Genomic DNA, 25,518 nt, shown 5'->3' with positions numbered 1-25,518 from the left:
CCAGCCGCCTGCGACCAGGCGGCTGGGCGCCGTCTCCCTGCTCCGGGTGGCCGGAACCGTGACGTCTGGGTGATCCGGCAGCTCGCCGCAACCGCCGATCGGCTCATCCGATTGGGTGACCCCCGCCTACCAGAATGGCCGAGGAGGCTATTCCGGCAGAACAGCAGCGGCGCGCACGACGCGCCCAGGCTCAGACGATGCCATGGGCGATCATGACGTCGGCCACGCGGGTAAAGCCGGCGGCGTTGGCGCCCAGGACGTAGTCACCAGGGCGACCGTAGGTCTCGGCGGCCTCTACGCAGGAGTCGTGGATGTCGGCCATGATGCCGGTGAGCTTGGCCTCCGCGGTGGCGAAGTCCCAGCGGGTGCGGCCGGCGTTCTGCTCCATCTCCAGGGCGGAGGTAGCCACGCCACCCGCGTTGGAGGCCTTGCCGGGAGCGTAGAGAATGCCGGCGGCCTGGAACGCCTCGATGGCCTCCGGCGTGGAGGGCATGTTGGCCCCCTCGGCGACTACCGCACAGCCGTTCCGCAGCAGGGTGGTGGCGCTGTCCGCGTCGAGCTCGTTCTGAGTGGCGCAAGGCAGGGCGACGTCGACCGGGACGTCCCAGGGACGGCCCTCGGTGACCAGGCGGGCGCCGGGTCGGCGGGAGACGTAGTCGGCGACGCGGCCGCGCTCAACCTCCTTGACCTGCTTGAGCAGCTCCAGGTCCACGCCCGCCTCGTCGACCACGTAGCCGGAGGAGTCGGAGAAGGTGATGGGCTTGGCGCCGAGCTGCTGAGCCTTCTCAATGGCGTAGATGGCGACGTTTCCGGCACCGGAGACAGCAACCCTCTTGCCCTCCAGGGAGTCACCCTTGGTGGCCAGCATGGACTGGGCGAACAGGACCGTGCCGTAGCCGGTTGCCTGGGTGCGCGCCAAGGAGCCGCCCCAGGCCAGGCCCTTGCCGGTCAGCACGCCGGCGTCGTAGGAGTTGCGCAGGCGCTTGTACTGGCCGAACAGGTAGCCGATCTCGCGGCCGCCGACGCCGATGTCACCGGCGGGGACGTCGGTGTTGGGGCCGATGTGACGGGACAGCTCGGTCATGAAGGACTGACAGAAGCGCATCACCTCGGCGTCGGAGCGGCCGTGGGGGTCGAAGTCGGAGCCGCCCTTGCCGCCGCCGATGCCCTGTCCGGTCAGGGCGTTCTTGAAGATCTGCTCGAAGCCGAGGAACTTGATGATGCCGGCGTTTACGCTCGGGTGGAAGCGCAGGCCTCCCTTGTAGGGACCCAGTGCCGAGTTGAACTCGATGCGGAAGCCGCGGTTGACGTGTACGGCGCCGGCGTCATCCACCCACGGCACACGGAACATGATCTGCCGCTCCGGCTCCACGATGCGCTCCAGGAGGCCATCCTCGGCGTAGTGGGGGTGCTTGGCGATGACTGGGCCCAGCGACTCCAGCACCTCACGGACGGCCTGGTGGAACTCAGCCTCACCGTGGTTGCGGGCCACAACCTGCTCATAAACCTTCTCGACAACATCCTGCATGCGGGATCTCCTTCACCTGTCTGAATCACCAGTCAGTATCACCTACCGCGGCCCTCGGGGCTTGACGTGGTTGCGATAGCGGCGCAGGAGCACCTCGTTGAGCAGAGCGGGCGTCCCGCGCTGGGCGCTAGCGTCGCACCCCGGGGGTAACTGAGACGAAACATCTCAGGCTTCGACCCCATGTTGGACGCAGGATGAGATCAGGGCCGCGAGTACTGCAGGAGCCGTTCACAGAGCGGCGTAGGCGGCGTCGTCGACGGGCTCGAGCCACTCATTGGAGGTGTTCTCCCCGGGGACCGCTAGCGCGATGTGGGAGAACCAGGAGTCGGCCTTGGCGCCGTGCCAGTGCTTGACACCGGCACGGATGAATACCACGGACCCGGGCTCGAGGGAGACGGCGTCGCGCCCCTCCTCCTGGTACCAGCCGGAGCCCGCGGTGCAGATGAGCACCTGGCCGCCGCCGGAGGTGGCGTGGTGGATGTGCCAGTTGTTGCGGCAGCCGGGTGAGAAGGTGACGTTGTGGATGCCGACGGCGCACTCGGGGTCGTCGACGAGGTTGTTCAGGTAGCTATCGCCGATGAAGTACTGGGCGAAGGCGGCGTTCAGCTCGCCCTTGCCGAAGACGTTCTCGGCGGCGAAGACGGATTCGTCGGTGGTGGCGGTCATGGTGGTTCCTCTCCCGCGGCCCGGACGGCCGCGCACCTTCAGGCTAGGAGCGCCGCCCCGCTCCAGCCAGGCCCCAAGCGGGCTCCCCATCCCCCACCGAGATCGGTAGACGTTACGCGCCGAGGTCGGTAGACGTTACGTGCCGAGGTCGGTAGACGTTACGTGCCGAGATCGGCCAAGGCTGCGGCAGCACTCGGTACGTCCACGCTGCCGTCGGCATCGCCGACTGGCATGATCCCGGTATGAGCGCCACTGACTCTTCAAGGTCCACTCCCTCGAGCTCCAGGACCTCCTCGTCCAGCCACGGCCGCACCGACAGTAAGCGGTGGGGATCGCCATCGGTCGACCCAATCCTCTTGCAGGAGCCAACCCGACTTCCACGACGTCGACGGGCCGAATGGTGGACGGTCGCCGCATGGTCTCTGGCGCTGCTGCTGCAGGTCGTCCTACGCCTTGACGAGGAGTTCTCCGACGGCACTGACCTGGTGGCCCTAATTGCGGAGGCGTATTCGAACTCGACCATTCTTCTGTGCATCCTCGGCCTTGTCTCCTGCTTCGTCCTTCTGGATACGGAAGCACTGCGCGCCGCCATTTGGGGAGCGATCTTGGCCGCCGTCACGCTCACCGCCTCGCTAGTTACCTGGACGATCCTTTACGGGCTGTGGCCGATCGAATACGTCTGGTGGACGCGCGGATGGGTTGTCAATCTCGTGTTCGGCGTCGTCCTCCTCCGCGCCATCCGAGACCTGGTCAACAACCTCAATGAAAGCATCGGCATCAGGTACGAGGTGTAATCACACCCGATCAGGCTCTCCTGGTTTGTGGGCGTGGCGCGTGCCTGGTGGGTTGGGTACTGGCGGGTGGTGTCCGGGTGCCCAGCGGCGGGGGCGGAATGATGCTCCTGTGGTTGTCAAAATTGATGACAAACACCGCTCGCGGCCGCTGGTGCCGATCTGACACCCGCATGATTCCAACGTTCTGTTCGCCGTCGCTGCCGCCTCCTACCTCGTTTGTCATAGATCTGGACACTTCGGGCCGCCACGCACCGGAACGAGCACCAACAGAGAGCCACCGCGGGCCGGCCCCCTCAAGCAGCCGAGGGCACGCCAATACCAGAACCGTCATAGCCAACATCGTCGGCTACCCCACGCGCCCGCCACGCCGGAATCCAACACCACACCCCCTGAGCCGGAAGAGCCTTCAAACCAGCCGCGATGCTCCACACATGTCTCCGGGATGATTCGTGGTGCTCTCAGCAAACGCCAATTTCCACGGCGGAGGCGTACGAACCGCAGGCCCCGGGACACGTTCCACGACCTTGGTGCACATTCCACGACCCCGGGGAGGTCGTACAACACGCACCAAGGTCGTGCAGTGCGGCCCAAGGTCGTGAAACAGCGCCTACCACCATTTCCGCAACCGCTGCCCGGCACCACGAATACCCCGCCAAGCACAACGCGTAGACGCTCACCCCCACTCCGGACATCTACTACGCCACTTCGCCGTTAACAACGCCGGTTAACGGCCTACTGAAGGCTTCCGAGCCATTCAGCAAACCCCTAAGTGGCGTAGTAGACCCCGAACCGGCGTAACAGACCGCGAACCGGCGTTCTAAACGCCCTCGCGAAACACCCTCTCCCTCAACGCCCTCCCGGGCGGCCTCAGTCGAACAGCGCCGGCAGGGTGGCATCCACACCCGCGCGCAGCTCATCCAGGTCCAGCACCAGCGGGCGGCCGGACCCGCCGTCGGCCAGTAGATCGGTGCCGGTGGCTACGAGCATGTCCCCGCCGGTGGTGCCCAGGCGTCCCCAGGCCACGTCCTCCGCCTCGGCCGCAGCGGCCACCGCCGACAGGGCACCCTCGGGCACCGCCACCAGGGCGCGGGCACCGGACTCGGACAGCAGCGCGGTGAAGTCGTCGACGTCGCCGGGCACAGCCGCCAAGTCGATGGCCGCGCCGACGCCGAAGCGCAGGCAGGCATCGACCAGGCTCTGCACCAGCCCGCCGGTGGACAGGTCGTGGGCGGCGCGCACCAGCCGGGAACCATCGGGCAGGTCCACCTCACTCAGCGCCACCAGCACGCGCCCGAGCGCGGCCTCCGCCTCCAAGTCCACGTGCGGCGGCAGGCCGCCCAGGTGATCATGCACCACGCGCGTCCAGGCCGAACCGTCCAGCTCGTCGCGGGTCTCGCCCAGGGCGATGATGGCCAGCCCCTCCTCCTGCCAGCCCGAGGGGTTGGCGCGGCGCACGTCGTCCATCACGCCGAGCACACCCACCACGGGGGTCGGGTTGATGGAGGAGTCGGGCAGCCCCTTGACCTTGCCGTGGGAGTTGTACAGGGAGACGTTCCCGCCGGTGACGGGCACGCCCAGCTCGCGGCAGGCGTCGGCCAGGCCGGTGATCGCCTCGACCAGCTGCCACATCGCGTCGGGGTCCTCCGGGGAGCCGAAGTTGAGGCAGTCGGTGACGGCCAGCGGGCGGGCGCCCACGGTGCACACGTTGCGGTAGGACTCGGCCAGCGCCTGCGCGGCGCCGGTGGCCGGGTCGAGCTTGGTGAAACGGCCGTTGGCGTCGGTGGCAATGGCGACCCCGCGGCCGGTGACCTCATCCACGCGGATCACGCCGGCGTCGTCGGGCTGGGCCAGGGCGGTGGCGCCGCGCACGAAGCGGTCGTACTGGTCGGTGACCCAGGCGGTAGAGGCCTGGTTGGGGCTGGTGACGACGGCGCGCACCTGCTCCGCCAGCTCCGCGACCGTCTCGGGGCGGGGCAGGTCATCGGAGGTGTCGGCGTTCAGGGCATCCTGCCAGGCCGGGCGGGCGTAGGGGCGGTCATAGGTCGGCCCCTCGTGGGCGACCGTGCGCGGGTCGACGTCCACGATCCGCTCCCCGAAGTGGTCAATGGTGAGTCGCCCGGAGCCGTTGACCTCGCCGATGACGCTGGCCTCGACGTCCCACTTGTCGATCACCGCCATGAAGTCGTCGAGCTTGTCCGGAGCGACGACCGCCATCATCCGCTCCTGGGACTCGCTCATGAGGATCTCCCCGGCAGTCAGGGTCGGGTCGCGCAGCAGCACGTTCTCCAGGTCCACGTGCATGCCGCCGTCGCCGTTGGAGGCCAGCTCGCTGGTGGCGCAGGAGATGCCGGCGGCGCCCAGGTCCTGGATGCCGAGCACCAGGTCGGCGCCGAACAGGTCCAGGCAGCACTCGATCAGGACCTTCTCCATGAAGGGGTCGCCCACCTGCACGCTGGGCCGCTTGGCGGGCATGCCGTCCTCAAAGGACTCCGAGGCGAGGATGGACGCACCGCCAATGCCGTCGCCGCCGGTGCGAGCACCGAACAGGACCACCTTGTTCCCCGCGCCGGAGGCGTTGGCCAGGTGGATGTCGTCGTGGCGCAGCACGCCCACGCACAGGGCGTTGACGAGCGGGTTCTCCTGGTAGGAGGAGTCGAACTCGGTCTCGCCGCCGATGTTGGGCAGGCCCAGGCAGTTGCCGTAGCCGCCCACGCCGACCACCACCCCGTGCACCACGCGGGCGGTGTCCGGGTGGTCGACGGCGCCGAAGCGCAGCTGGTCCATGACGGCGACGGGCCGGGCGCCCATCGAGATGATGTCGCGCACGATCCCGCCGACGCCGGTGGCGGCGCCCTGGTAGGGCTCGACGAAGCTGGGGTGGTTGTGGGACTCGACCTTGTAGGTGACCGCCCAGCCGTCGCCGATGTCGACGACGCCGGCGTTCTCCCCCATGCCGACCAGCAGGTGCTCGCGCATCTCGGGCGTGGTCTTCTCCCCGAACTGGCGCAGGTGGAGCTTGGAGGACTTGTAGGAGCAGTGCTCGGACCACATCACCGAGTACATGGCCAGCTCCGCGGCGGTGGGACGGCGACCGAGGATGGTCTTGATGGAGTCGTATTCCTCGTCCTTGAGGCCGAGTTCGCGGTAGGGCATCGCCTGGTCGGGAGTCGCTGCGGCGTGGGCGACGGTATCGGGGTGGTCGGCGGGGCGGGCGGGTTCGGTCACGGCGTTGGGCTCGACGGCGGACATGGCTGCTCCTGGGTGGGCGGTGGAACCGGGTTAGAGGTTACCCGGCGGAGCGGCCTCGCACCTATTCCATTCCATCTCCTCCAACTCCTCCAACCCCTCCAGCTCCGCCGAGGTCGGTAGACGTTACATGCCGAGACCGGTAGACGTTACATGCCGAGACCGGTAGACGTTACGTACCGAGGTCGGTTGCCGCTGAGGCCCCGCCCGCCTGCTGCGTTAACGGTTCCTGGTCGCAGCCACCGCTGCACCCCCGTGCGCCCCGACGCGGTGCGCACGCGCCCGGCCGCGGACTACGACGGCGCCAAGGGCAACAACTGAGCCGGCCAGTAGTTGCCCATCGAGTCAAAGTGCAGTACGTGCAGACGCTCGGGGGCGAGCATGACGGGCGTGCCCGTGACCCGTGCGGTGAACTCGCTGAGCGCGGCGCGCAGTGCGCCGGGCGCCAGCGGCGTGGGCGCCGTCGGCCGGTAGTAGGCAAGCGTGATGTGGGGCGTGAACGGCCCGGAGGGGACGATCTCGTCAAACAGGGCACGAGCCGAAAGCAGCTTGCGGTGCTCGTCCTCATCCGCCGCTCTGATCCCGACGACGACGCTCGTGTTCACCAGATTGAAGACCGTCGTGCACCTGGTGCGGATCGGACCGACCGCGCGCGCCCGCGCAACCAGCTCTGCGGCCTTCCCCGCGTCGGCCTCCACCAGGGGCCACACCTGCGCCCGGTCCGGGCCGGCATGCAGATCGTGGAGCGTCACATGCGCCATCTCAGTGGGCAGCGGCCGCGACAGCGATTCGCCGAAACGACCGTGGAGATCATGTGCGATCTCCCCGGCTAGCTCCCGCACCCGATCGTCGAGGAAGTAGGCGATCGTGTCCCCATAGAAGGGCCGCAGCACGCCGACGCGCGGCGTCACCTTCTCCTCCAGCGACGCGGGCAGCCCGAATACCGGCTCGCCGGGGACCGAGTTGACCTGAAACTCCCCGACGCGCTCGTCGAACCCATGCAGTGTCTCCACAATCGGCTCCTTCAGCGGAAGAGTAACCGACCCGGATCACCGCGCCGCCAAAACCCGCCCGGACAGCCACATCTACCGACCTCGGCACGTACCTTCCACCGACCTCGGCGGCGATTACCTTGCGGAGACGACGCGGCGCGCCTTCACTCGAGACTGCCGTCGTCGGAGACCAGGATCATGATGAACTCGACGAAGGCCCAGATGCTGTTAGCAGCAACGACGGTCCAGGACAAGAAGAACGTGAATCCGGCCGCGATGGAGGGCCCATCCGGCGTGTATCCGTAGTCATCCGTATTCGCCACAATGATGATGCCGCCGATAACGAACAGCGCGATCATCGCGACGATTAGGCACAGGTGAGCGATGCCCCGACGGGTCTGTCCACGGTAGAAGTTGTGCACGCCGGCGCCGCCGAGGAAGAAGGCCAGCACCGCCGCCGCGGCCTTCGACTTGCGCTGCGTGTAGCCAGGCTGCATGTACTCCGCCTGCCCATACGGGACGTTGTAGGCGGGGCTGGGGTACGCCGTCTGCTGCGCATACGGCTGCTGGCTGTAGCCCGGCTGCCCATTGCCGTAGGCAGGAGCCTGCGCCGCTTGCGCATAGCCGGGCATCGCGGCAGGCCCGTAGGGGCCAGAACCCGACCCGTATCCGGCAGGCTGCGGCGCGGAATACGGCTGGCCTGGGTAAGGGGTACTCGGAGTCTGGCTCATAACTAGGTTCCCTTCAGAAACGACGAGGGCGGAGGGCACGTTTGCGGGTCGGCGCAGCCCACGTGCACTTGTTATGCCGCTACCCTCACGCCCCGCCGCCCCGCCGCGCAAGGGCACAGCGGCGACTGAGCGCCACACGACAAGTCGATGCGCACGGCACGCCGTCGAAAGTGCTGCGCATCACACGGGTTTGGGGCAGTATCGGGACATGAGAACCATCGACGTCGCCCCGCTCCCCCTGTCGGACCTCGAGAGCCACCTGGATGAGGTCGCTACCCGACGCCTGCGTGCCGGCGTCACCGCGGCGCAAACCCTCTTGGAGGGACGCACCGTCTGGACCATCACGCCCACCTCGGCAGCGGCGTCGGGGCCGGCGGAGATCGTCGCCCCGCTGGTCGGCTACGCGCTGGACATCGGGATCGACGCCCGCTGGCTGGTGCTGGACGCGCCGCGCGAGTTCAACACGATCGCTGCGCGCCTGCACGCCGGCATTCACGGCGACCGCGGCGACGGCGGCAAGCTCGCGGAGAAGCAGCGCGACATCTACGAGCACGTTATCGCCTCCAACGCGGAGAACGTCGTCGACGAGATCCGCGACGGCGACGTGGTGATCTTGCACGACCCGCCCACGGCCGGCCTGGCGAAGGCGCTGAAGGCCGCCGGCGCAACCGTCATCTGGCGCTGCCACCTGGGCGCCCAGGACACTGGCGACACCGGCCAGCACGCGTGGGCCTTCCTGGACCGCTACCTGGAGGAAGTCGACCTCGTGGTCGTCTCCCGCCCCAACTACCGCCCGCCCTTCGTGGAACCTGAGCGCTGCGTGGTGATTGCCCCCTCGATCAACCCCGACTCCCCGAAGAACCGGGTGCTGGACCTGGATGAGGCCTGGTCGGTGGCGCGCCTGGCGGGTGTGTTCGACGGCGAGCCCCCCTTCGACGCCGTGGCCTTCGTGCACGAGGACGGGCGCCCTGACTCCCTGGGCGAGCTGCCGTCGCTGGCGGGCGCGGGGCTGCCTGTGCCACAGGGAGTGCGCGTGGTCGCCCAGGTGTCCCGCTGGGACCGTCTGAAGGGCGGCAAGGAGCTGGTAGACGCCTTTGCGGAGAATGTCGCCCAGCTGCCCGCAGATGCGCACCTGCTGCTGGTAGGGCCGGACCCGGATCCCAACCGCGACGCTGAATCCGCTGCGGTGCTGGGGGAGGTGCTGGATCGCTGGGACCTGCTGCCGGACTCTGTGGCCTCGCGCGTGCACATCGCGGCCATCCCCATGCATGACCGGGACGTCAACGCGATCGTGGTGAACGCTGTTCAGCGGGTGGCCAATGTGGTCACGCAGCGCTCCCTAGTGGAGGCCTTCGGGCTGCCGGTGGCTGAGGCCATGTGGAAGAAGGCACCCGTGGTCGCCTCCGCGGTGGGAGGTATCCAGGACCAGATCGACGACGGCGTCGACGGCGTTCTGGTGGACCCCGCCGATGGGGCCGCATGGGCGCAGGCCGTCGCCGATGTGCTGCGCTTCCCGGAGCGGGCCCGTGACATGGGGTTGGCGGCGCACGAGTCGGTGCGCCGGGATTTTCTGCCCGACCGGCACCTGCTGGAGCTGGTGGACGCCATCGCCCGCACCCTGGAGTGACCAGTAGCACATGGCTTTGGCGGTCCTGGGAGACCCCTGTCACAACTGCCCCGGCAGGCTCGCGCAGGGCCGCCCGCAAGGTTATCCACAGAAATTTTCCACAGCTTTGTGCACAGCCCGGGAGACGACGGAAATGACGCCGATCAACCTGTGGGTTGGCTCCTGGGCGCAGGCCCGCGCATCCAGGGAGCGCCCCGGCGCCTCGCTCCGACTCCGCTTTCGCCCCACTACCGCAACGCCGACGGCGCCGTCAAATCGTTGAAATGACGCGTTTTTACTGCCGCGCGCGAGCCGAGTGATTCGCGGCGCATCCGCGGCAGTGAGCCGGTTACCGGCGGTGTGGCCGCAACCTCGGCGCTCGCGCCGACGGCGTCCGCACTCCGGGCCAGTCGACCCGCAAGGTCTGGCTCACAAGAAGTTATCCACAGGCAATGTGGATGAGAGCCGAACGGAACCGGAGTGATGCTCAGGCCCCGACCAGCGCGCTGATGGCGGACTGGAACAGGCGCAGGCCGTCTACGCCCTGGCGGGCGCCGGCTGGAGAGTCCGGGCCGAAGCCGGGCTCCACCGCATGCTCGGGGTGCGGCATGAGGCCGACGACGTTGCCGCGCTGGTTGCGCACGCCGGCGATGTCGCGCGCGGAGCCGTTGGGGTTGTCCAGGTAGCGGAAGACGACAAGCCCCTCACCCTCCAGGCGGTCCAGCTCGTCGGGGGACGCGATGAAGTTGCCCTCGCCGTTCTTCAACGGGACGACGATCTCCTCCCCCTCCTCGAACAGGTTGGTCCAGGCGGTGGTGGTGGACTCCACGCGCAGGCGCTGCTCGCGGCAGATGAACTTCTGGTGGTTGTTGCGGATGAGCGCTCCGGGCAGCAGGTGAGCCTCAGTCAGCACCTGGAAGCCGTTGCAGATGCCGAGCACGGGCATGCCCCGCTCGGCGGCCACAATGACCTCATCCATGACGGGGGCGAAGCGGGCGATTGCGCCGCAGCGCAGGTAGTCGCCGTAGGAGAAGCCACCCGGAACCACCACGGCGTCAACGCCGTGAAGATCCGCGTCCTTGTGCCACAGGGAGACTGGCTCAGCCCCGGCAAGCCGGACCGCGCGGGCGGCGTCGACGTCGTCGAGCGTGCCGGGGAAGGTGATGACGCCGATGCGGGTCACTCAGGCCTCCTCGGAGTTGGATGTAGCGTCCGTGCCGTCGGCCGGCGCGGCGCTGACGGAGACGACGTCCTCAATGATCGGGTTGGACAGGAGCTTCTCCGCGGCCTCGGCGGCGGCCGCCAGATGCTCCTCGGTGACCGGGCCCTCGACAGTCAGTTCGAAGCGCCGGCCCTGGCGCACGCCGGTGAACTGGTCGAATCCCAGGCGTGGGAGATTGCCCATGACGGCCTTGCCCTGCGGGTCAAGGATCTCGGGCTTGGGCATGACCTCGACGACGATGCGTCCCATCGGTCCTCCTGGATGCGGTCGGGCGGGAGCGGGTCCAGGCTCAGCCTACCCGCCCACGACCACACAAACCGGCGCCGCCCGCAACTTCTACCGACCTCGGCGGTTATATCTACCGACCTCGGCGGGTTAGATCGTGCCGAGCCAGTCGCCGGCCAGGCGGACGGCGAGGATGCCGCCGAGCGCCAGCGCCACGGTACCCAGCAGCCACTCGGTCCCCAGCACCAGCGCCAGAATCGCGCACACCACTGCGGCTGCGAGCATGAACCCGCCGACCGCCCCGGCAACGCCCGCCGGGGCGTGCACCGACTGGTCCATGGTGGAGGTGCCCATCACCGGCTTGGGCCCGGAGTCCACGCGCACTCCGTCCGCGCCGGACACGCCCGGGCCCTGCCGTCCCGGGGGCAGTGCGCGCTCCGCAGTGCTTGAGGCCGGCAGCAGGTGGTGCGGGTCCGCCACGTCAACCGTTCCGTCGGTCAGTCCCGCCGCGGCGTCCACGACCGTGGGTTCCCATCGCTCGGCCTCATTGCGCACGGCGGTGCCACCGGCCCAGGCCAGGTATCCGGCGGCGGAGACCAGGCCGGCGCCGCCGAGCACCACCACCAGCCACGGCGGCAGCCACGGATGCCCCGCCTCGGCGTTGGTGGCCAGGTGCATCGCGGACCAGGTGGCCAGGGCCAGGCCGGCCAGCGCGAACAGCACACCCGCCAGGCGCTGTCGGCGCACCGCCTGCGGCCAGGGAGTCCGTCCGGGCGTGCCGGTGGTGACGGGTGCAGGGCCGCGTCCTATGCCCCAATCGGTCCCGGGAGCGCTCCGACGTGTGCGCGGCGCGTCATCGGCGATCGGGGTCCCCCAGTCCACGTCTGGCGCGGTGTCCCCGCCGACGCCCGCATGCGTGTATCCGCCACGGTCTCCCGCGTAGGCCGAGGCACGTGCCCCAGTGCCCCAGTCGACGGGGCCGCGCTCATGCTCCGGGCGCCGGTCGCGCAGCGGCGTCACGCGATCACCTGCCCGAGGATCGAGGCGAGCCCGAGGGCGAGCAGCAGGAAGCCGAGCGTGCCCGCGAGCAGCTGGGCAACCCGGATCATCGTCTCTCCCGCAGTGGTTCCAGCCAGCAGCTCGTCGGCCTTCCGCCCCGCACCGGTGGCGGCCAGCGCGGTGGTCAGCGGCCCGCTCACGACGTCGAGGGTGATCAGCTCCCTACGCCCGCCGGAGTCCGGAATGATCAGGTCGGTGCCGGGCACCGTCAACGGCGCATTTTCTTCCGGACGCCCCGGCGCGGCGGCCTGCTGCGTCCCACGCCGCCGCGCCATCCGCGCCCGATTGCGCTCCAGCCGTAGCCGGGGCGCGTTGACGACGAGGCTTCGCGCGGGCACGCGCAGCAGTAGCAGCAGCCCGAGGCCAACTATCACCAGCGCCACGCCGCCGAGGATGGCGGATAGCCCCCGGGCGCCGAAGGCGCTGGAGACGGCCGCCGCCAGCGCCAGCAGCAGCACCGCGCCGACGGCGACCAGCGCGATCACGAAGCCGGGGCCGGGGTGGAAGCTGCGGGTCGTGCCGGGGGCGTCGACGGCGGGTCCGGAACTCATCGGCGCAGTCATGCGCCCAGGTCCAGTGGCTTGCCGGTCAGGCGCGCATAGGCCTCCAGGTACCGCTGCCGGGTGCGCTGCACGACGTCGTCGGGCAGGGCGGGAGGGGCCTCGCCGGAGCGGCGGTCCCAGCCGGATGCTGGGGAGGTGAGCCAGTCGCGCACGTACTGCTTGTCGAAGGAGGGGGTGGGGCGGCCCGGTTCCCAGGCGTCGGCGGGCCAGAAGCGGGAGGAGTCGGGGGTGAGAACCTCGTCGCCCAGGATCAGGGCACCGGTGGCGGGGTCCTGGCCGAATTCGAACTTGGTGTCCGCCAGGATGATGCCGCGGTCGCGGGCGATGTCGGCGGCGCGGGCGTACAGGGCGAGGGTGGTCTCGCGCAGCGCCTCGGCCGCCTCGCGGCCGACCATGTCCACCACGCGTTCGAAGGAGACGTTCTCATCGTGCTCGCCGAGCTCGGCCTTGGCGGCGGGGGTGAAGATCGGTTCGGGCAGGCGCGAGGCCTCGGTCAGGCCCGCGGGCAGGGGCAGGCCGCACACGGTGCCGGAGGAGCGGTACTCGGCGAGGCCGGAGCCAGTGAGGTAGCCGCGAGCGACGCATTCAACCGGGTACATCTCCAGGCGGCGGCAGATCATGGCGCGGCCGGCGACCGCTGCCGGCACGTCCAGGCTCACCAGGTGGCTCGAGACGATGTCGGCCAGCTGTTCAAACCACCACACGGACAGTGCCGTGAGCACCTTGCCCTTGTCCGGCACCGGGGTGGACAGGATGTGGTCGTAGGCGCTGATGCGGTCGGAGGCGACAATAAGCAGCACGTCGCGCCCGGCCCAGGGGCCGACACCGGCGGGGGCGTATACGTCCCGCACCTTGCCGGAGGAGACGTGGCTCCAGCCGGGCAGGGCGGGGGCCGACGGCGACTGTGCGGCTCCCGGCGGGGCGGCGGCGTCAGGGCTGCTGGTTACGCTCATGAGTCCATCCTGCCACCGCCCGGTGCCCGCGGCGATGGGCACGACCAAATGCGTCGGCTCAGCGCCCGGCGGCGATGTCGGTGCGGTACTGGGCGCCGTCGAGGTGAATCTTGGCGACGGCCTCGTAGGCGCGGGCGCGGGCGTCGGCGACCGTGTCCCCCAGGGCGACCACGGACAGCACCCGCCCGCCGGAGGCGACCAGGTTGCCGTCGTCGTCGCGGGCGGTGCCGGCGTGCAGGACGTGGACGCCGTCCAGGGCCTCGGCGTCGGGAATGCCGGTGATCAGGCCGCCGGTGGTGACGGTGCCGGGGTAGCCGGGGGCGGCCAGGACGACGTCGACGGCGGCCTGCTCCGACCAGCGCGGGGCGGGGACCTCGGCCAGGCGGCCGGTGGCGGCGGCCAGCAGCAGCTGCGCCAGCGGAGAGTCGAGGCGGGCCAGGACGGCCTGGGCCTCCGGGTCGCCGAAACGGACGTTGAACTCGACCACGCGCAGGCCCTTGTCGGTCAGGGCGAGGCCGCAGTAGAGCAGGCCGATGAAGGCGGTGCCGCGGCGGGCCATCTCGTCCACGACCGGTTGGGCGACCTCGCGCAGCACCTGCTCGGTCAGGTCATCGGGGGCCCAGGTCAGCGGCGTGTAGGCGCCCATGCCGCCGGTGTTGGGGCCGACGTCGCCGTCGCCGAGCCGCTTGAAGTCCTGGGCGGGGGCGAGTGGGCGGACGGTGGCGCCGTCGCAGACGCAGAACAGGGAGACCTCCGGGCCGCCCAGGTAGTCCTCGACGACGACGGTGCCGTTCTCCTTCGCCAGGCAGGCGCGCCCGTGGGCGAGGGCGGCGTCGAGGTCGGAGGTGACCACCACGCCCTTGCCGGCGGCCAGGCCGTCATCCTTGACGACGTAGGGGGCGTCGTAGTTACGCAGGGCGGTGTCCAGTTCGGCCTCGGTGGTGCAGGTCACTGAGTCGGCGGTGGGCACGCCGGCCGAGGCCATGACCCGCTTGGCGAAGGACTTCGAGCCCTCCAGCTGGGCGGCCTCGGCGCCGGGCCCGAAGACGGGGATGCCGGCGTCACGGACGGCGTCGGCGACCCCGGCGACCAGTGGCGCCTCCGGGCCGACGACGACCAGGTCGGCGGCCATCTGGGTGGCCAGGTCCACCACCTCCTCCGGGGAGGTGGGGTCGATCTTGATGTTGGTGGCGATGTCGGCCGTGCCGGGATTGCCGGGAGCGACGACGAGTTCGGTGGTGGCGGGGTCGGAAGCGAGGGCGCGGGCCAGGGCGTGCTCGCGCGCGCCGGACCCCAGCAGCAGGATCTTCACGTCTCCAGCCTAGCCGTCCGGCGCCCGTCCGTCGCGTCGATCCGTCCCGGAGCAGCCCCGCCGTTCCCCGCCGAGGTCGGCAACTCGCCCGTGGGCACCGCTGCCCATGGCGGCGCGGGCTCACCCGAGTAGCCTGCGAGTGTGCGCGGTTCCCGGCCGCGGCGCAGGAAGGACCCCCATGAGCGACGGCGGATACGGCATCAGCCCTGCGAACGCCCCCACCGCGAGCGCTTCCCCCGCGCCCAGCCCTGTCGCGCCCCCGGACGTCGGCGACGTCGGCTCCTGGGCCAGCGCCGCTGGCCACGACTGGCTGGTGCTCGCCGATCCCGATCCCGAGCAGCTGCTGCTGGCCGCCTACTTCGACTACGGCCTGGTGGATGAGCCGCCCGCCCGTCTGGACGCCGCCGCCCGCCTGTGCGGGGCGCTGCGCGCCGAGTTGCAGCGCCCGATCGAGGTCGGCGTCGGCGAGGTCTCGGTGCCCGAGGTCGCCGTCGAGCTGGAGCCGTCCATGCTGGGGCTGCGCATCCGCGGCCGCCGCGCCGCCGTTCTCGGCGCCTGGACGCATCTGGGAGAGCTCTTCGCCCGCCCGGACCTGCCCGCCAATGCGCCGCTGCTCCCCCGTCAGGTCAACGCCTGGGACCGGGATCTGGCCACCTATGCGGGCGTGACCGCCATGAACCTGGCGGACATGCCCATCCACGGCCCCGACGGCGAGGCGGGCCGACTGCTGTCGCGTGAGCTGCTCGCCCACCTGGATCCGCGCCGCGGCGAGGTCCGGCACGTGTTCATCACCAACGATCCCACCCTGGTCGGCGTCGGCTGGACGGCCGACCCGCCCGCCGCGGCGCCTCCGACCCGCCCGCCCGTCTACCTCGACCGGCGTCCGGCCCTGGTGCTGTGCCCGCCCGACGACGGCGTAGTGCTCTCCGCCACCGCCACCCCGGGCGCCGACGCCTATGTGGCCGGGTTCGTCATGCAGTCCCTGATCGCCGACCTGCTGGACCGCATGGGAATGCAGGCACGCCTCGGCTACGAGTTCATCACCCTGCGGGACGCCTTCTACTGCTGCTTCGCGCTCAACACCAACGACGGCCGCCTGGGCGGTGAGGAGGTGATGGCCGTGCACGACGCCGTCGTCGCCCGACCCCAGCCCGTGCCCGAGGCGCTCATCGAGCGGGCGCTGGAGCTTTACGGCCCCTCCGAGACGGTCGACGACGCCCTGCGGCTGCGCACCAGCGGTAGGGCCGGCAACGTGCAGCCGACCGCCGACGGCGTGCGGCGGGCCCTGGCTCAGATCCGTGCCTCGGTGCACCTGCCGCTGCGCGATCAGACCGAGCCACTGGCGAAGCAGGCCGGCTACCTGCTCTGGAAGCACATCGACGAGCCCGGAGGCGACGTCATCCTCCTCCATGACGGGCCACAGCACCGGCGCGACGACGGCCACCCCGACGCCATCAAGCTCACCGCCCACCAGATACAGACGCACCAGTTCAAGTGGGAGCAGCGAGGACTGCCCCGACGCTGGCACCCAGACCACTCCATGGGCTACCGGTGGGTGGACTCCACCCGCCTGGTGATGGCCTGCTATGACCCCTCCGACCAGTACCTGGAGCTGATCGACGACCGGTTGCGCACCGTCAACCTGTACTGGGACGAGGTCGCCGCCCGACCCGGGCTGCGCGCCGAGCTGGAACGCCGCGGCATCTGGCGCCTGCCGCGCGGTACCTTCGGACTTATCCAATGACCGCGCCCCGCCGGGGCCAGTCGGGGCCACTTGTCCCGCCGCACCCGGCCGCAACCAGTATCCAGGCACGCAGTCAGGCAGGTGAACCGAGATGAGCGACGTCGTCGAGCCCGAGCACGAGTGGAAGTCCTTCGCGGGCCATGACTGGATGGTGCGCAGCGTTGACCGGGAGCCCGGGCAGGCGCTGCTGGGACTAAGCCTGGACTACGGCGGCGCCGACGAGCCGCCCGCCGCACTCGACACCCTGGCGCGCCTGTGCGGGGCGCTGCGTGCAGAGTTGCAGCGGCCGGTGGAGGTCGGCATCGGGGAGGTCGCCGTGCCCGAGGCGCACGCCGGCTTCGACGCCGTCAGGCTCACCATCGCCGTGCGGGGACAGCGCGAGGCCGTACTGCGCGCCTGGGCGCACCTCGGTGAGCTGTTCGCAGACCCTCGGCTACTGAGTACAGACGCCCAGCCCGTACCCCGCCCCGGCGTCACCTGGGACCGGGACCTGGCCAGTTACATCGGCACCAATACTCACACGCTCGGCAACCTGCGCGTCCACGGGCCCGACGGCGAGGAGGCCGGGAATGCCGTACGCGCCCTGCTCACCCGCCTGGACCCGCGCCGCGGCGAGGTACGGCACGTATTCGACACCGACGACCCATACCTGGTTGGCGTGGGCTGGACCGCTCAGCCCGCCTACGGGACGGCGCCGGCGCGCCCGCCCCTGTACCTCGACAGGCGGCCCGCCCTGCTGCCCTGCAACGAGGACGGCCGCGTGCTGCTGAGCGCGGTCGGCGAGCCGGGGGCAAACACGCTCGTGGCCATGCACGCCCTGGCGCAGCAAACACTTAAGACCCTGCGGGCCTTCAACGTGTACGACGACCTCGGTCTGAGCGTCGTGGACCTGCGCGATGTCACCTACTGCTGTCTGCACCTAGGCCAGCAGGAACCCACCGCAATGCTGCTGCGCCGCATCATCGAGCAGCTGATCCACAACCCGCTGCCCGTGCCGGACGCCGTCGTCGACGCCGCTCTGGATGAGTTCGGGGCAGATGAGCTGGCTGCGCTCGACCGTCACCTGCACCTGACCGGCCGCAGCGCCGAGCTGCACCCGACCACCGCCGGGGTGCGCCGCGCCTACGATCAATTGTGTGCCTCGGTACACGTTCCCCTGAACGGTGAGACGGAGTCCCTGGCCGACCGCTACGGCTACCTGATCTGGGCCGTTCCCGATGAGCCCGCACGCCTGGAGGTGTCGCTCCCCCGGAACCCGCAGGCAGCGCGCGACATCTCCAGGCCGGAGCGTGTGCTCGTCGGCGAGCACACGCTGACCGCTCTGTGGCATGGACGGCGGCGGGATCACACCGGCACCTGGCTGCTCACGGGCAGCGACTCCGTGCGCTGGGCGGACATGTCCCACCTGCAGCTGACCGGCTACGACACCGAGCACCAGGTAGTCATGCTCATTGACGACCGGATGCGACGCGTGACGCTGCTATGGGATGAGATCGCCGCCCGGCCGGCGCTGCGGGCCGAGATCGAGCGTTTCGGCATCTGGCGGGCCCCGCGCGCCCGCCTAGGCGACTGACGCTCTTCCCCGCTCTCCCCGCTCTCCCCCACCTCCGTCCCCCGCGCCGCCCCGCCACCCCCGCCGAGGTCGGTAGATATAACCGCCGAAGTCGGTAGATATGACGGAGCCGCGCGCTCACGCCCGTACTACCGCGGTGCGGCGCGAGTCCAGCTGCACCTTCACCTCCTGCCCAGCCTGCACCGGCTCAGCGCCGTCGGGAGCCAGCACGGCGACGACCGACTCTCCTGCGAGCTCGACCCCGATCACACGCTGCCCGCCGCGCATTCCCACCGCGGTAACGGGCACCCGCACACTCGCCCCGCCCCTCGCACCGATTGCGCCGTCGGCGCCCGCGCCCGCGCCGCCGACGGCGTAGGCGGTCAGTGCGCCGGGCGCCAGCGCCAGTAACTCCCCGGGCCGTCCCTCCAGGAGACCTGACCAGCCCAGGCGTGCGGCGGCGTCGGCGTCGAGCAGCGGCCCGAACCCGAGGAACCGGGCGACTCGCGCGCTGCCGGGGTCGGCCCACAGCCGCTCCGGGGTGTCCACTCGTAGGAGCCGACCGGCCTCCATGACCCCGACCCGGTCGGCGACAGTCATGGCCTCGTCCTGGTCGTGAGTGACATACAGCGCGGTGGTGCCCTGCGCCTTCAGGATTGCGCGCAGGTCGGTGGCGAGTTGCTCGCGCAGGGCGCGGTCGAGGGCGGACAGTGGCTCGTCCAGGAGCAGCAGCCGCGGGCGGGGCGCCAGGGCGCGGGCGAGGACGACGCGCTGCGCCTGCCCGCCGGACAGGGTGGTCACCGCCCGGTCCCCGTAGCCGGGCAGGCCGACGACGTCGAGCACCTCCTCCACCCGGCGCGCCTGCTCTGGGCGCGGCAACCCGGCCAGCCCGTAGGCGATATTGCCGGCGACGTCGCGGAATGGGAACAGCTGACCGTCCTGGAACATCAGCCCGAAGCCGCGCCGGTGCACGGGGACGGGGACGACGTCGTGCCCATCCCAGGTGATGGTGCCGACGGCGATGTCCTCCAGGCCGGCGACGGCGCGCAGCAGCGAGGACTTGCCGGAGCCGGAGGCCCCGAGCAGGGCGAGGATCTGGCCGCGCGGGACGTCGAGGGAGACGGCGTCGACGGCGGTCAGGGGCGCCGCTCCGCGCCCGGCCGGGTAGACGACGCTCAGGTCGCGTACGCTCAGGCCCGAGTCGGCGGGCGCGGGAACCGCAGGGGCAGCGGTCATGCGGGTTCTCCTGGGTTGTGGACGGGCGTCATTTGTGTCGGTCTCGGTGCGTTACTTGTGCCGGTCTCAGTGTGTTACTTGTGCCGGTCTCGGCGAGGGGGCGGGTGGGTCGGATCGGCGGCGGGCGGGGGTCTGGAGGCGCTCACAGGCGAGCATGAGGGCGGCGGCGCCGACCGCCAGCACCACCCCGGCGGCCAGGCCCATGCCCTGGTTCTGCGCGCCCGGGGAGCCGACCAGCCGGTAGACGACCACCGGCAGCGTCGGCCCTTGCGGGCGGGCGAGGAACGACGTCGCCCCGAACTCCCCCAGGCTGGTGGCAAGGGCGAAGCCGGCGGCCAGGCCGGCGGCGCGCAGCAGGTGCGGCCCGTCCACGCTGGCCAGTACTCGGCCCGGGCCGGCGCCGAGCGTGGCCGCGACCTCCCGCTGGCGCGGGTCGATCGCCCGCACGCCCGGCAGCAGGGTGCGCACCACCAGCGGCACGGCGACCACCGCCTGCGCCAGCGGCAGGATCCACCAGCTGCGGGTCAGCCCGGTCGGCGCCAGGGTGATCAGGAAGCCGAAGCCCACCGTCACCGCGGACACCCCCAGTGGCAGCATGAAGGCGGCGTCGAACAGGGCGATGCCGCGAGCCAGCAGGCGGCGCCGCGGATTGCGGGAAAGCACCAGGCACACGGCCACCCCCACCGTCAGGGAGATCACCGTGGCGGCCGCGGCCACCCGCAGCGAGTTGCCGGCCGCCTCCCAGACCGAGACGAGCAGGGCGTTGTCGCCGCCGGTGGTGGACAGGTCGGCGTAGTTGGCGAGCGTCCAGTGCCCGGCGCGTCGCAGCGAGCGGATCACCAGCACCGCCATGGGCGCCACCAGGAGACCGCAAATGGTCAGGGCGGTGACTCCCAGGGCCGGGGCGTCGGCGACGCGCAGCGGCGTCGCGGGCACATCGGTGCGCAGCGCCAGGTGGGCCTGGCGGGCGCGGCGGGCCCGCTCCCCCACCCACAGGGCGGCGGCGATCACCACCAGCTGCACCACCGACAGCACGGCGGCGGCCCGCAGGTCCAGGTAGCGGGCGGTGAGCTGGTAGATCTCCGTCTCGATGGTGCCCGCGCCGGTGCCGCCCAGCACCAGCACCACCCCGTAGGCGGTGGCGCACAGCAGGAAGACGGTGGCGGCGGCGGAGGCGATGGCGGGCAGCAGGCTCGGCAGGGTGACGGTGCGCCACGCCCGCCACGGGGAAGCGCCCAGGGTGCGGGCCGCCTCCACGGCGCGCGGGTCGAGCCGGCACCACATGGTGCCGACGTTGCGCACCACATAGCCGTAGTTGAAGAACACCAGGGCGGCGATCACGGCGGTGCGGGTGCCGTCCAGGTGCAGCCCGCCCAGGGGCCCGCCGGTGGTCACCAGGGCGTGGAAGGCGGTGCCGACGACGACGCTGGGCAGCACGAAGGGCACCGTGACCACGCCGCGCAGCAGGCCCTGGCCGGGGAAGCGGCGCCGGTAGAGCACGAGCGCCCCGGGGATGCCGAGGGCCACGCAGATGGCGGTGGCGCCGGTGGCCTGAATGAGGGTCTGGCCGATCACCCGCCAGGTGCGCGGCCGGGTCAGCACCTCGCCGAAGCCACCCAGGTCGAGGGCGCCGTCGGGAGCCAGGCCGCGCCCGATGAGGGTCAGCACCGGCCAGGCGAAGAACACGCCGAGGAAGGCCAGCGGGACGGCGACGGCGAGGGCCCAGCCGATCCGTTCCCCCGCCGTCGCCCGTGCCCCCGCCGAGACCGGCACTTGTAACACGCCGAAACCGGCACTCGTTACACGCCCAGACCGGCACTTGTTACGCGCCGTCGTCACCGGCCGGCCTCCATTCCCACCGTCACTGGCCAACGGCCTGGGCCCAGGTGGTCAGCCATTCCTGCTGGTGGGCGGCGATGTCGTCGGGGTCGACGACGATCGGATCCTCCGCGGTGGCACCGAAGTTTGCGAGGTCGTCCGCGAGGGCGGCGTCGGGGTCGACGGGGTACATGTACATGGCGTCGGGGATGGCCTCCTGCACGTCGCGCGACAGCATCCAGGCCACGAAGGCGGCGGCGCCGTCGGGGTTGGCGGCCCCGGCCAGCACGCCCGCGTACTCGACCTGGCGGGTGGCGGTGCGTGGCAGGGCGGCGGTGGTTGCGATGCCGTCGTCGTTGAGGGTGGCGGCGGGCGAGGAGGAGTAGGAGACGACGATCGGGTAGGCGCCGTCCCCGCCGCCGGCGGTGAAGTCGGTGTAGTAGGCGTCCGACCAGCCCTCGTCGATCTTGGTGCCGTTGGCGACCAGGTCCTTCCAGTACTGGGCGAAGCCGTCCTCACCGAAGTGGCCGATGGTGGCCAGCAGGAAGGCCATGCCGGTGGAGGAGGTGGTGGGGTTGATGGCGACGAACATGTCCTTGTAGGCGGGGTCGGTCAGGTCCTCGAAGATGGCGGGCACCTCCAGGCCGTGGTCGGAGAGCCAGAAGGTGTCGACGTTGACGCACACCTCCCCGAAGTCGATGGGCACGAGCGCGGGGGTGTCGTCCACGATGTAGGGCGCCAGGTAGTCAGCGGCGCCGTCGGGCAGGTTCAGGGCGACGTCGGTGTCGATGACGCCCTCGGCGAGGATGCGGGAGGCCATGGTGTTGTTGATGCCGAAGACGGCGTCGCCGAGCGGGGCGTCCTTGGTGAGGATCAGCTTGTTGGCGACCTCGCCGCCGTCGCCGGAGCGGGCGATCTCCAGGGTGTAGCCGGTGTCTGCCTCGAAGGCGGCGATAAGCTCATCGGGCAGGTCGAAGGAGTCATAGGTGACGACGGTGACGGTACCGTCCGAGGCCGTGGAGCTCGTGCCGGAGCCGCCTGTCCCGGAGCCGCAGGCCGCGAGCGCCAGGCCGACGGCGGCGGTGGCGCCTCCGGTGAGCAGCGCGCGGCGGCTGGGGCGGATGGCGGCAAGCCGGTGGGCGCTGCGCGTCGATGCGGCAAGCGCGACGCCGTTGGACGGGGCGGTTAGAGGTGACGCGGCGGCGCGGACGGCGGCCTTCCTGGTGCTCATAATGTTCCTCCTGGATGGTGGTCCGGAGGGCCCGGGCGCAGTCGGTGCGCCCGGGGAGATCTCGACTTCCTTCGCCGGTGCGAACCGGAGCAGGTTCGAGGGTCTGCGGCTGCCCGCACTCTCAGCGCCGTGGCCGCGGGCGGGGCGGCCCCGCCGACGACGGGGCGCTCCCCTGTCGTTGTGGGGCCAGCTTAGCGCGGCGGCCAGCTGCGTTGCGCAGGGCGCCGCGGCCCAATGCTCCGGGCCGGAGCCGACGGGGGCACGGAACAGCGCCTGCGAGGCCGCTGCAAAAACCCGGGCAAAACCCGAGGTGGGGTGAGTCCACGCATATGGTCCCTATACCGTGTGACAGGATCGGGGCGGGGCGGTGAGCGGCCCGCCTACCGTCGCCGCCGTCAGGTGTCCAGTCATCAAGCAGATTTCAGGGGGTAGTCACCATGAAGAACAGTCTCGGTTGGACAGCCGCATCCGCTCTTTCGCTCCTGGCCTCGAGCGCTATCGCCGAGAGGGCCGTGGCCGCGGGGTGGAAGGCTGTCACCGGCAAGCCGGCGCCGCAGGACGAGGATCAGGTGCTCAGCTACCGACTCGGAGAGGTTGTTGCCTTCGCCCTGGTATCCGGCGCGATCATGACGCTGACCCGGCAGCTGACGCTGCGGCAGGCCGCCAAGATCCACGCCCGCCGCAGCGGAGTCGTGCCGGGCGTGGGCGAAGCGACCGCGCTGGAGGCCTGAGGGCGGGCAGTGACACCCATCGCCGCCCCTGCGGTTGCGTCACTTCACCATTGACTACGGCGGCGACGCCGTCAGTGACTGCGGCGCAGCGGGGTGACGGTGGCGTCGCCCGGGGCGGCCGGCGCCGTCGTCGGGCTGGAGCCGTCGCGCGCGCCGTCCCAGTCAGGGATGAAGGGGGCCGGCAGCGGCGCGAACCAGTTGTTGAAGTGATCGGGCGCGTCGGCGGGCGGGACCAGGCCCATGGCGATCAGCGCGTGAGCGGGCTGGTCCGGGCCGGACAGGGCGTCCACCCAGGCCTCCCAACGGTCCTCGTCGATGCCGGCACCACGCGAGTCGGCGATGACACCGCCGAGGTTGAAGATGTCATGGAGCACGATGGCGTCGGCCATGGTGCGTACCAGCGGCTCAGCGCTCGCAGGGCCGGCGTCGGTCAGGCGCAGGGTCATGTCCCGGGCGGTGCCGCGCAGCTGGAAGACGAACTCGTAGTCGTAGCGGGTCAGCCACAGCTGCGGCAGGGTGGAGCCGATGTGGGTCTCGTCGAGCTGGCCCAGGTGGGCACCGCGGGGAAGTGAGGCCAGGCCTTCGAGGTCCTCGGCTACGGACATGTCGAACAGGAAGGTCCCCAGGGCGAAGCAGCGGGCGGCGTCCTCCCCGAGTGTACGTGCAAGCCGCGGGGAGTAGACCTCGGACAGGACGGTAGGGATGTCGTCCCAGTCGGGAACGGGTAGGTCGGCCGCGGCCTGAGCGGCCAGGTCCTCCGCGTCGAGACCTTCGAAGGGGTCGTAGGCCTCGTCAGGGATGTCGTATCCAGGGACGCCGAAGGCGGTGCCGAATCCGCCCGGGCCGTCGAAGCCGGGGCCGAAGCTGCCTGGACCGATTGGCATCGCGCCGCCCGGGCCAGCCGACGTGGCGCCGCCCCGAAGGGCGGCGCGGAGGCCGTCCAGGGCGGCCACGTGGATGGGCGGCTCCCATTCGAGGGCCTCCCACACGCCCGCCTGCTTGTCGCCGCGCACCTGGGTGCGGCCGGCCTCGTAGTTGCGCCAGGTCTGCTCGGAGACGCCGGCGCGCGCAGCCATCTCCAGCACGCTCAGGCCGAGTTCCTGGCGGCGGGCCCGCATCGCCTGGGCAATGTCGGGATCGTCGGGCTCGTGATGGTCGTCGGTCTTCCGGTGTGTGCTCATGATGGTTCCCCAGGGTCCATTGCGATCATGCTTTTCAGTGGCAACGCCACCAACGGCGAGGAGCCTGCGGCGCTCCCGAATGCGCGCTGGCAGGCGCTCGCACGCTCCCAGCTCTGCGCTGACGGGAATCCCCAGACGGTGGTGATCAGCCTGCGCACTCGCAGCGTATAGGGAGCGCCCGCGTGTTGCCAGTGATACCAGCGCGCAGGCGGCGTATCGCCGCCAGACACGAGAAGGCCGCCCCACACCCGGGTGATACCGACGCGCAGGCAGCGTATCGGCTTCGGCGGGGCGAGAAACTCGCCTGTGTCCAAACGCCGCTGGAGCTGCGTTGGGGGCCGGGCTCCGGGCGGGTGCCCACGGTCGTGTTCCCCAGACGGCACTGGGGCTGCACTGCACGCAACAACCTCTCCCTCACAACCCGCATTCCTAGACTTTTTCCCGCGATTCCGCCGATCTCTTCAAAACAGCAGAATCCGGTCCTGAGCCTCCAGCGTGCAGCGGACCCCTCGTTGCACGCTGGAGGCCCCTCAACCATCCCGCAACAAAATCCAAACCGCAGAATCAAGCCGATCCCGGTCGCGCGCCCGAACCGCATGCGTGCAAACTCACTCGACCGGCCCCGCACCATGACCCGCCCCAGCTTCCAGCTACCTCGCGCCGCAACTCATCCCGGCCCCCGCCGACCCCATGCACCCATCCCACCGCCGCCTACAACGCAATGCCCCTCGCCACGAGCACCGGCAACAGCCCCGCAAACCACACAGCCGAACCGATTCCCGACTCTTTCATGTTCGGGGCGCAGTGGCTGAAGCGTCTACTACGCCGGTTAGGCGTTAACAACGCTACTTAACGGCCTGCTGTATACCTCGCAGCCCTTCAGCAAGCCGTTAACAGGCGTTGTTAACCCCGAAGTAGCGTTGCAGGCGTCCCTGCTTCCGGGCGCGGGAATGTCGGCGGCAGAATCGGACACGGGGGATGCCGACCTCCTAACGCGAACCACCCATGACACCCGTCATGTCGGCCAGCGCCAGACAGGTCAGTGAGGCCCGACGCCCGCACCTGTTCTGCCCCAATCCCTTCCCACCCGCATCCCAACCGCCACGTTCATGGGGCTGCAGGCACTCA

The 25,518-nt window shown here is 70.6% G+C and carries 21 protein-coding genes; 6 read left to right on the top strand and 15 right to left on the bottom strand.

What is annotated here, in order from left to right; translation table 11 throughout:
* Positions 1–190: 190 nt before the first annotated feature.
* Positions 191–1,528 carry an NADP-specific glutamate dehydrogenase gene (gdhA, locus tag GZ998_RS12720; RefSeq protein ID WP_161923393.1) on the bottom strand — a complete coding sequence of 446 codons (1,338 nt, stop codon included), beginning with the start codon at positions 1,526–1,528 and terminating at the stop codon, positions 191–193.
* 228 nt (positions 1,529–1,756) lie between these two features.
* Positions 1,757–2,194, bottom strand: coding sequence for a cupin domain-containing protein (locus tag GZ998_RS12715; RefSeq protein ID WP_219110132.1), 438 nt, complete (start codon positions 2,192–2,194; stop codon positions 1,757–1,759).
* A gap of 356 nt (positions 2,195–2,550) precedes the next feature.
* Between GZ998_RS12715 and GZ998_RS12710 the strand changes: the two genes are divergently transcribed.
* Positions 2,551–2,988: a hypothetical protein gene (locus GZ998_RS12710; RefSeq protein WP_161923391.1), complete on the top strand. Its 438-nt coding sequence runs from the start codon at positions 2,551–2,553 to the stop codon at positions 2,986–2,988.
* An 867-nt stretch (positions 2,989–3,855) separates the two neighbouring features.
* Here GZ998_RS12710 and purL read toward each other — a convergent pair.
* The 3 genes from purL to GZ998_RS13265 all read right to left on the bottom strand — a co-directional run bounded on the left by purL (position 3,856) and on the right by GZ998_RS13265 (position 7,957).
* Positions 3,856–6,237, bottom strand: coding sequence for a phosphoribosylformylglycinamidine synthase subunit PurL (gene purL, locus GZ998_RS12705; protein ID WP_219110130.1), 2,382 nt, complete (start codon positions 6,235–6,237; stop codon positions 3,856–3,858).
* Between the two features lie 290 nt (positions 6,238–6,527).
* Entirely contained in the window at positions 6,528–7,247 is a 720-nt protein-coding gene (locus GZ998_RS12700) for a 2'-5' RNA ligase family protein (RefSeq protein WP_162678833.1), read from the bottom strand.
* Between the two features lie 143 nt (positions 7,248–7,390).
* On the bottom strand, positions 7,391–7,957 hold the full coding sequence (locus GZ998_RS13265) for an NINE protein (protein ID WP_162678832.1): 567 nt from the start codon (positions 7,955–7,957) through the stop codon (positions 7,391–7,393).
* 208 nt (positions 7,958–8,165) lie between these two features.
* Between GZ998_RS13265 and GZ998_RS12690 the strand changes: the two genes are divergently transcribed.
* Positions 8,166–9,584, top strand: a complete 1,419-nt coding sequence (locus GZ998_RS12690) for a glycosyltransferase (protein WP_219110128.1) — start codon at positions 8,166–8,168, stop codon at positions 9,582–9,584.
* A gap of 466 nt (positions 9,585–10,050) precedes the next feature.
* On the opposite strand, the gene purQ is transcribed toward GZ998_RS12690, so the two are convergent.
* The 6 genes from purQ to purD form a co-directional block, all read right to left on the bottom strand.
* Entirely contained in the window at positions 10,051–10,746 is a 696-nt protein-coding gene (purQ, locus tag GZ998_RS12685) for a phosphoribosylformylglycinamidine synthase subunit PurQ (protein ID WP_161923386.1), read from the bottom strand.
* Positions 10,747–11,034, bottom strand: a complete 288-nt coding sequence (purS, locus tag GZ998_RS12680; RefSeq protein WP_161923385.1) for a phosphoribosylformylglycinamidine synthase subunit PurS — start codon at positions 11,032–11,034, stop codon at positions 10,747–10,749. It lies immediately after the preceding gene.
* A gap of 126 nt (positions 11,035–11,160) precedes the next feature.
* A complete protein-coding gene (locus GZ998_RS13260; RefSeq protein ID WP_308807265.1) occupies positions 11,161–12,030 on the bottom strand; it encodes a PsbA protein in 870 nt (289 codons plus the stop codon).
* Positions 12,027–12,632 (bottom strand): hypothetical protein, encoded by a 606-nt coding sequence (locus GZ998_RS12670; protein WP_161923384.1) that lies wholly within the window; start codon positions 12,630–12,632, stop codon positions 12,027–12,029. The genes GZ998_RS13260 and GZ998_RS12670 overlap by 4 nt, the downstream gene beginning before the upstream one ends.
* The gene (locus GZ998_RS12665; RefSeq protein WP_219110126.1) at positions 12,629–13,585 is read right to left on the bottom strand and encodes a phosphoribosylaminoimidazolesuccinocarboxamide synthase; all 957 of its coding nucleotides are present in this window, start codon (positions 13,583–13,585) and stop codon (positions 12,629–12,631) included. Before GZ998_RS12665 ends, GZ998_RS12670 begins: the two co-directional genes overlap by 4 nt.
* A gap of 58 nt (positions 13,586–13,643) precedes the next feature.
* Entirely contained in the window at positions 13,644–14,897 is a 1,254-nt protein-coding gene (gene purD / locus GZ998_RS12660; RefSeq protein WP_162678828.1) for a phosphoribosylamine--glycine ligase, read from the bottom strand.
* Positions 14,898–15,075: 178 nt separating this feature from the next.
* On the opposite strand from purD, the gene GZ998_RS12655 reads away from it, so the two are divergent.
* Together GZ998_RS12655 and GZ998_RS12650 are read left to right on the top strand one after the other, a co-directional pair.
* A complete protein-coding gene (locus GZ998_RS12655) occupies positions 15,076–16,641 on the top strand; it encodes a hypothetical protein (RefSeq protein WP_219110124.1) in 1,566 nt (521 codons plus the stop codon).
* Positions 16,642–16,732: 91 nt separating this feature from the next.
* Positions 16,733–18,214, top strand: a complete 1,482-nt coding sequence (locus tag GZ998_RS12650; RefSeq protein WP_162678826.1) for a hypothetical protein — start codon at positions 16,733–16,735, stop codon at positions 18,212–18,214.
* A 117-nt stretch (positions 18,215–18,331) separates the two neighbouring features.
* Here the strand turns inward: GZ998_RS12650 and GZ998_RS12645 are convergent, their stop codons facing one another.
* From GZ998_RS12645 to GZ998_RS12635, 3 genes are all read right to left on the bottom strand, one after another.
* Positions 18,332–19,429: an ABC transporter ATP-binding protein gene (locus GZ998_RS12645; RefSeq protein WP_219110122.1), complete on the bottom strand. Its 1,098-nt coding sequence runs from the start codon at positions 19,427–19,429 to the stop codon at positions 18,332–18,334.
* A 66-nt stretch (positions 19,430–19,495) separates the two neighbouring features.
* Positions 19,496–21,202 (bottom strand): ABC transporter permease, encoded by a 1,707-nt coding sequence (locus GZ998_RS12640; RefSeq protein WP_374939213.1) that lies wholly within the window; start codon positions 21,200–21,202, stop codon positions 19,496–19,498.
* 88 nt (positions 21,203–21,290) lie between these two features.
* Entirely contained in the window at positions 21,291–22,478 is a 1,188-nt protein-coding gene (locus tag GZ998_RS12635) for a thiamine ABC transporter substrate binding subunit (protein WP_219110118.1), read from the bottom strand.
* Between the two features lie 437 nt (positions 22,479–22,915).
* Here GZ998_RS12635 and GZ998_RS12630 point away from each other — a divergent pair, with 437 nt between their 5' ends.
* Positions 22,916–23,209 carry a DUF4235 domain-containing protein gene (locus GZ998_RS12630; RefSeq protein WP_161923376.1) on the top strand — a complete coding sequence of 98 codons (294 nt, stop codon included), beginning with the start codon at positions 22,916–22,918 and terminating at the stop codon, positions 23,207–23,209.
* A gap of 71 nt (positions 23,210–23,280) precedes the next feature.
* On the opposite strand, the gene GZ998_RS12625 is transcribed toward GZ998_RS12630, so the two are convergent.
* On the bottom strand, positions 23,281–24,390 hold the full coding sequence (locus GZ998_RS12625) for a helix-turn-helix domain-containing protein (RefSeq protein WP_219110116.1): 1,110 nt from the start codon (positions 24,388–24,390) through the stop codon (positions 23,281–23,283).
* Positions 24,391–24,417: 27 nt separating this feature from the next.
* On the opposite strand from GZ998_RS12625, the gene GZ998_RS12620 reads away from it, so the two are divergent.
* Positions 24,418–24,561, top strand: coding sequence for a hypothetical protein (locus tag GZ998_RS12620; RefSeq protein ID WP_161923374.1), 144 nt, complete (start codon positions 24,418–24,420; stop codon positions 24,559–24,561).
* Positions 24,562–25,518 lie beyond the last annotated feature (957 nt).

It is taken from the genome of Actinomyces sp. 594, from assembly GCF_019325145.1.
Lineage (GTDB): Bacteria > Actinomycetota > Actinomycetes > Actinomycetales > Actinomycetaceae > Actinomyces.
This window is presented reverse-complemented; position numbering and strand designations above follow the sequence as displayed.

What these genes read in the sequence shown, in the direction of transcription:
- gdhA (WP_161923393.1), bottom strand. Translation starts at nt 1,528, where the DNA reads ATGCAGGATGTTGTCGAGAAGGTTTATGAGCAGGTTGTGGCCCGCAAC.
- GZ998_RS12715 (WP_219110132.1), bottom strand. Translation starts at nt 2,194, where the DNA reads ATGACCGCCACCACCGACGAATCCGTCTTCGCCGCCGAGAACGTCTTC.
- purL (WP_219110130.1), bottom strand. Translation starts at nt 6,237, where the DNA reads ATGTCCGCCGTCGAGCCCAACGCCGTGACCGAACCCGCCCGCCCCGCC.
- GZ998_RS13265 (WP_162678832.1), bottom strand. Translation starts at nt 7,957, where the DNA reads ATGAGCCAGACTCCGAGTACCCCTTACCCAGGCCAGCCGTATTCCGCG.
- GZ998_RS12690 (WP_219110128.1), top strand. Translation starts at nt 8,166, where the DNA reads ATGAGAACCATCGACGTCGCCCCGCTCCCCCTGTCGGACCTCGAGAGC.
- purS (WP_161923385.1), bottom strand. Translation starts at nt 11,034, where the DNA reads ATGGGACGCATCGTCGTCGAGGTCATGCCCAAGCCCGAGATCCTTGAC.
- GZ998_RS12670 (WP_161923384.1), bottom strand. Translation starts at nt 12,632, where the DNA reads ATGACTGCGCCGATGAGTTCCGGACCCGCCGTCGACGCCCCCGGCACG.
- GZ998_RS12665 (WP_219110126.1), bottom strand. Translation starts at nt 13,585, where the DNA reads ATGAGCGTAACCAGCAGCCCTGACGCCGCCGCCCCGCCGGGAGCCGCA.
- GZ998_RS12655 (WP_219110124.1), top strand. Translation starts at nt 15,076, where the DNA reads ATGAGCGACGGCGGATACGGCATCAGCCCTGCGAACGCCCCCACCGCG.
- GZ998_RS12650 (WP_162678826.1), top strand. Translation starts at nt 16,733, where the DNA reads ATGAGCGACGTCGTCGAGCCCGAGCACGAGTGGAAGTCCTTCGCGGGC.
- GZ998_RS12645 (WP_219110122.1), bottom strand. Translation starts at nt 19,429, where the DNA reads ATGACCGCTGCCCCTGCGGTTCCCGCGCCCGCCGACTCGGGCCTGAGC.
- GZ998_RS12635 (WP_219110118.1), bottom strand. Translation starts at nt 22,478, where the DNA reads ATGAGCACCAGGAAGGCCGCCGTCCGCGCCGCCGCGTCACCTCTAACC.
- GZ998_RS12630 (WP_161923376.1), top strand. Translation starts at nt 22,916, where the DNA reads ATGAAGAACAGTCTCGGTTGGACAGCCGCATCCGCTCTTTCGCTCCTG.
- GZ998_RS12625 (WP_219110116.1), bottom strand. Translation starts at nt 24,390, where the DNA reads ATGAGCACACACCGGAAGACCGACGACCATCACGAGCCCGACGATCCC.
- GZ998_RS12620 (WP_161923374.1), top strand. Translation starts at nt 24,418, where the DNA reads ATGCTTTTCAGTGGCAACGCCACCAACGGCGAGGAGCCTGCGGCGCTC.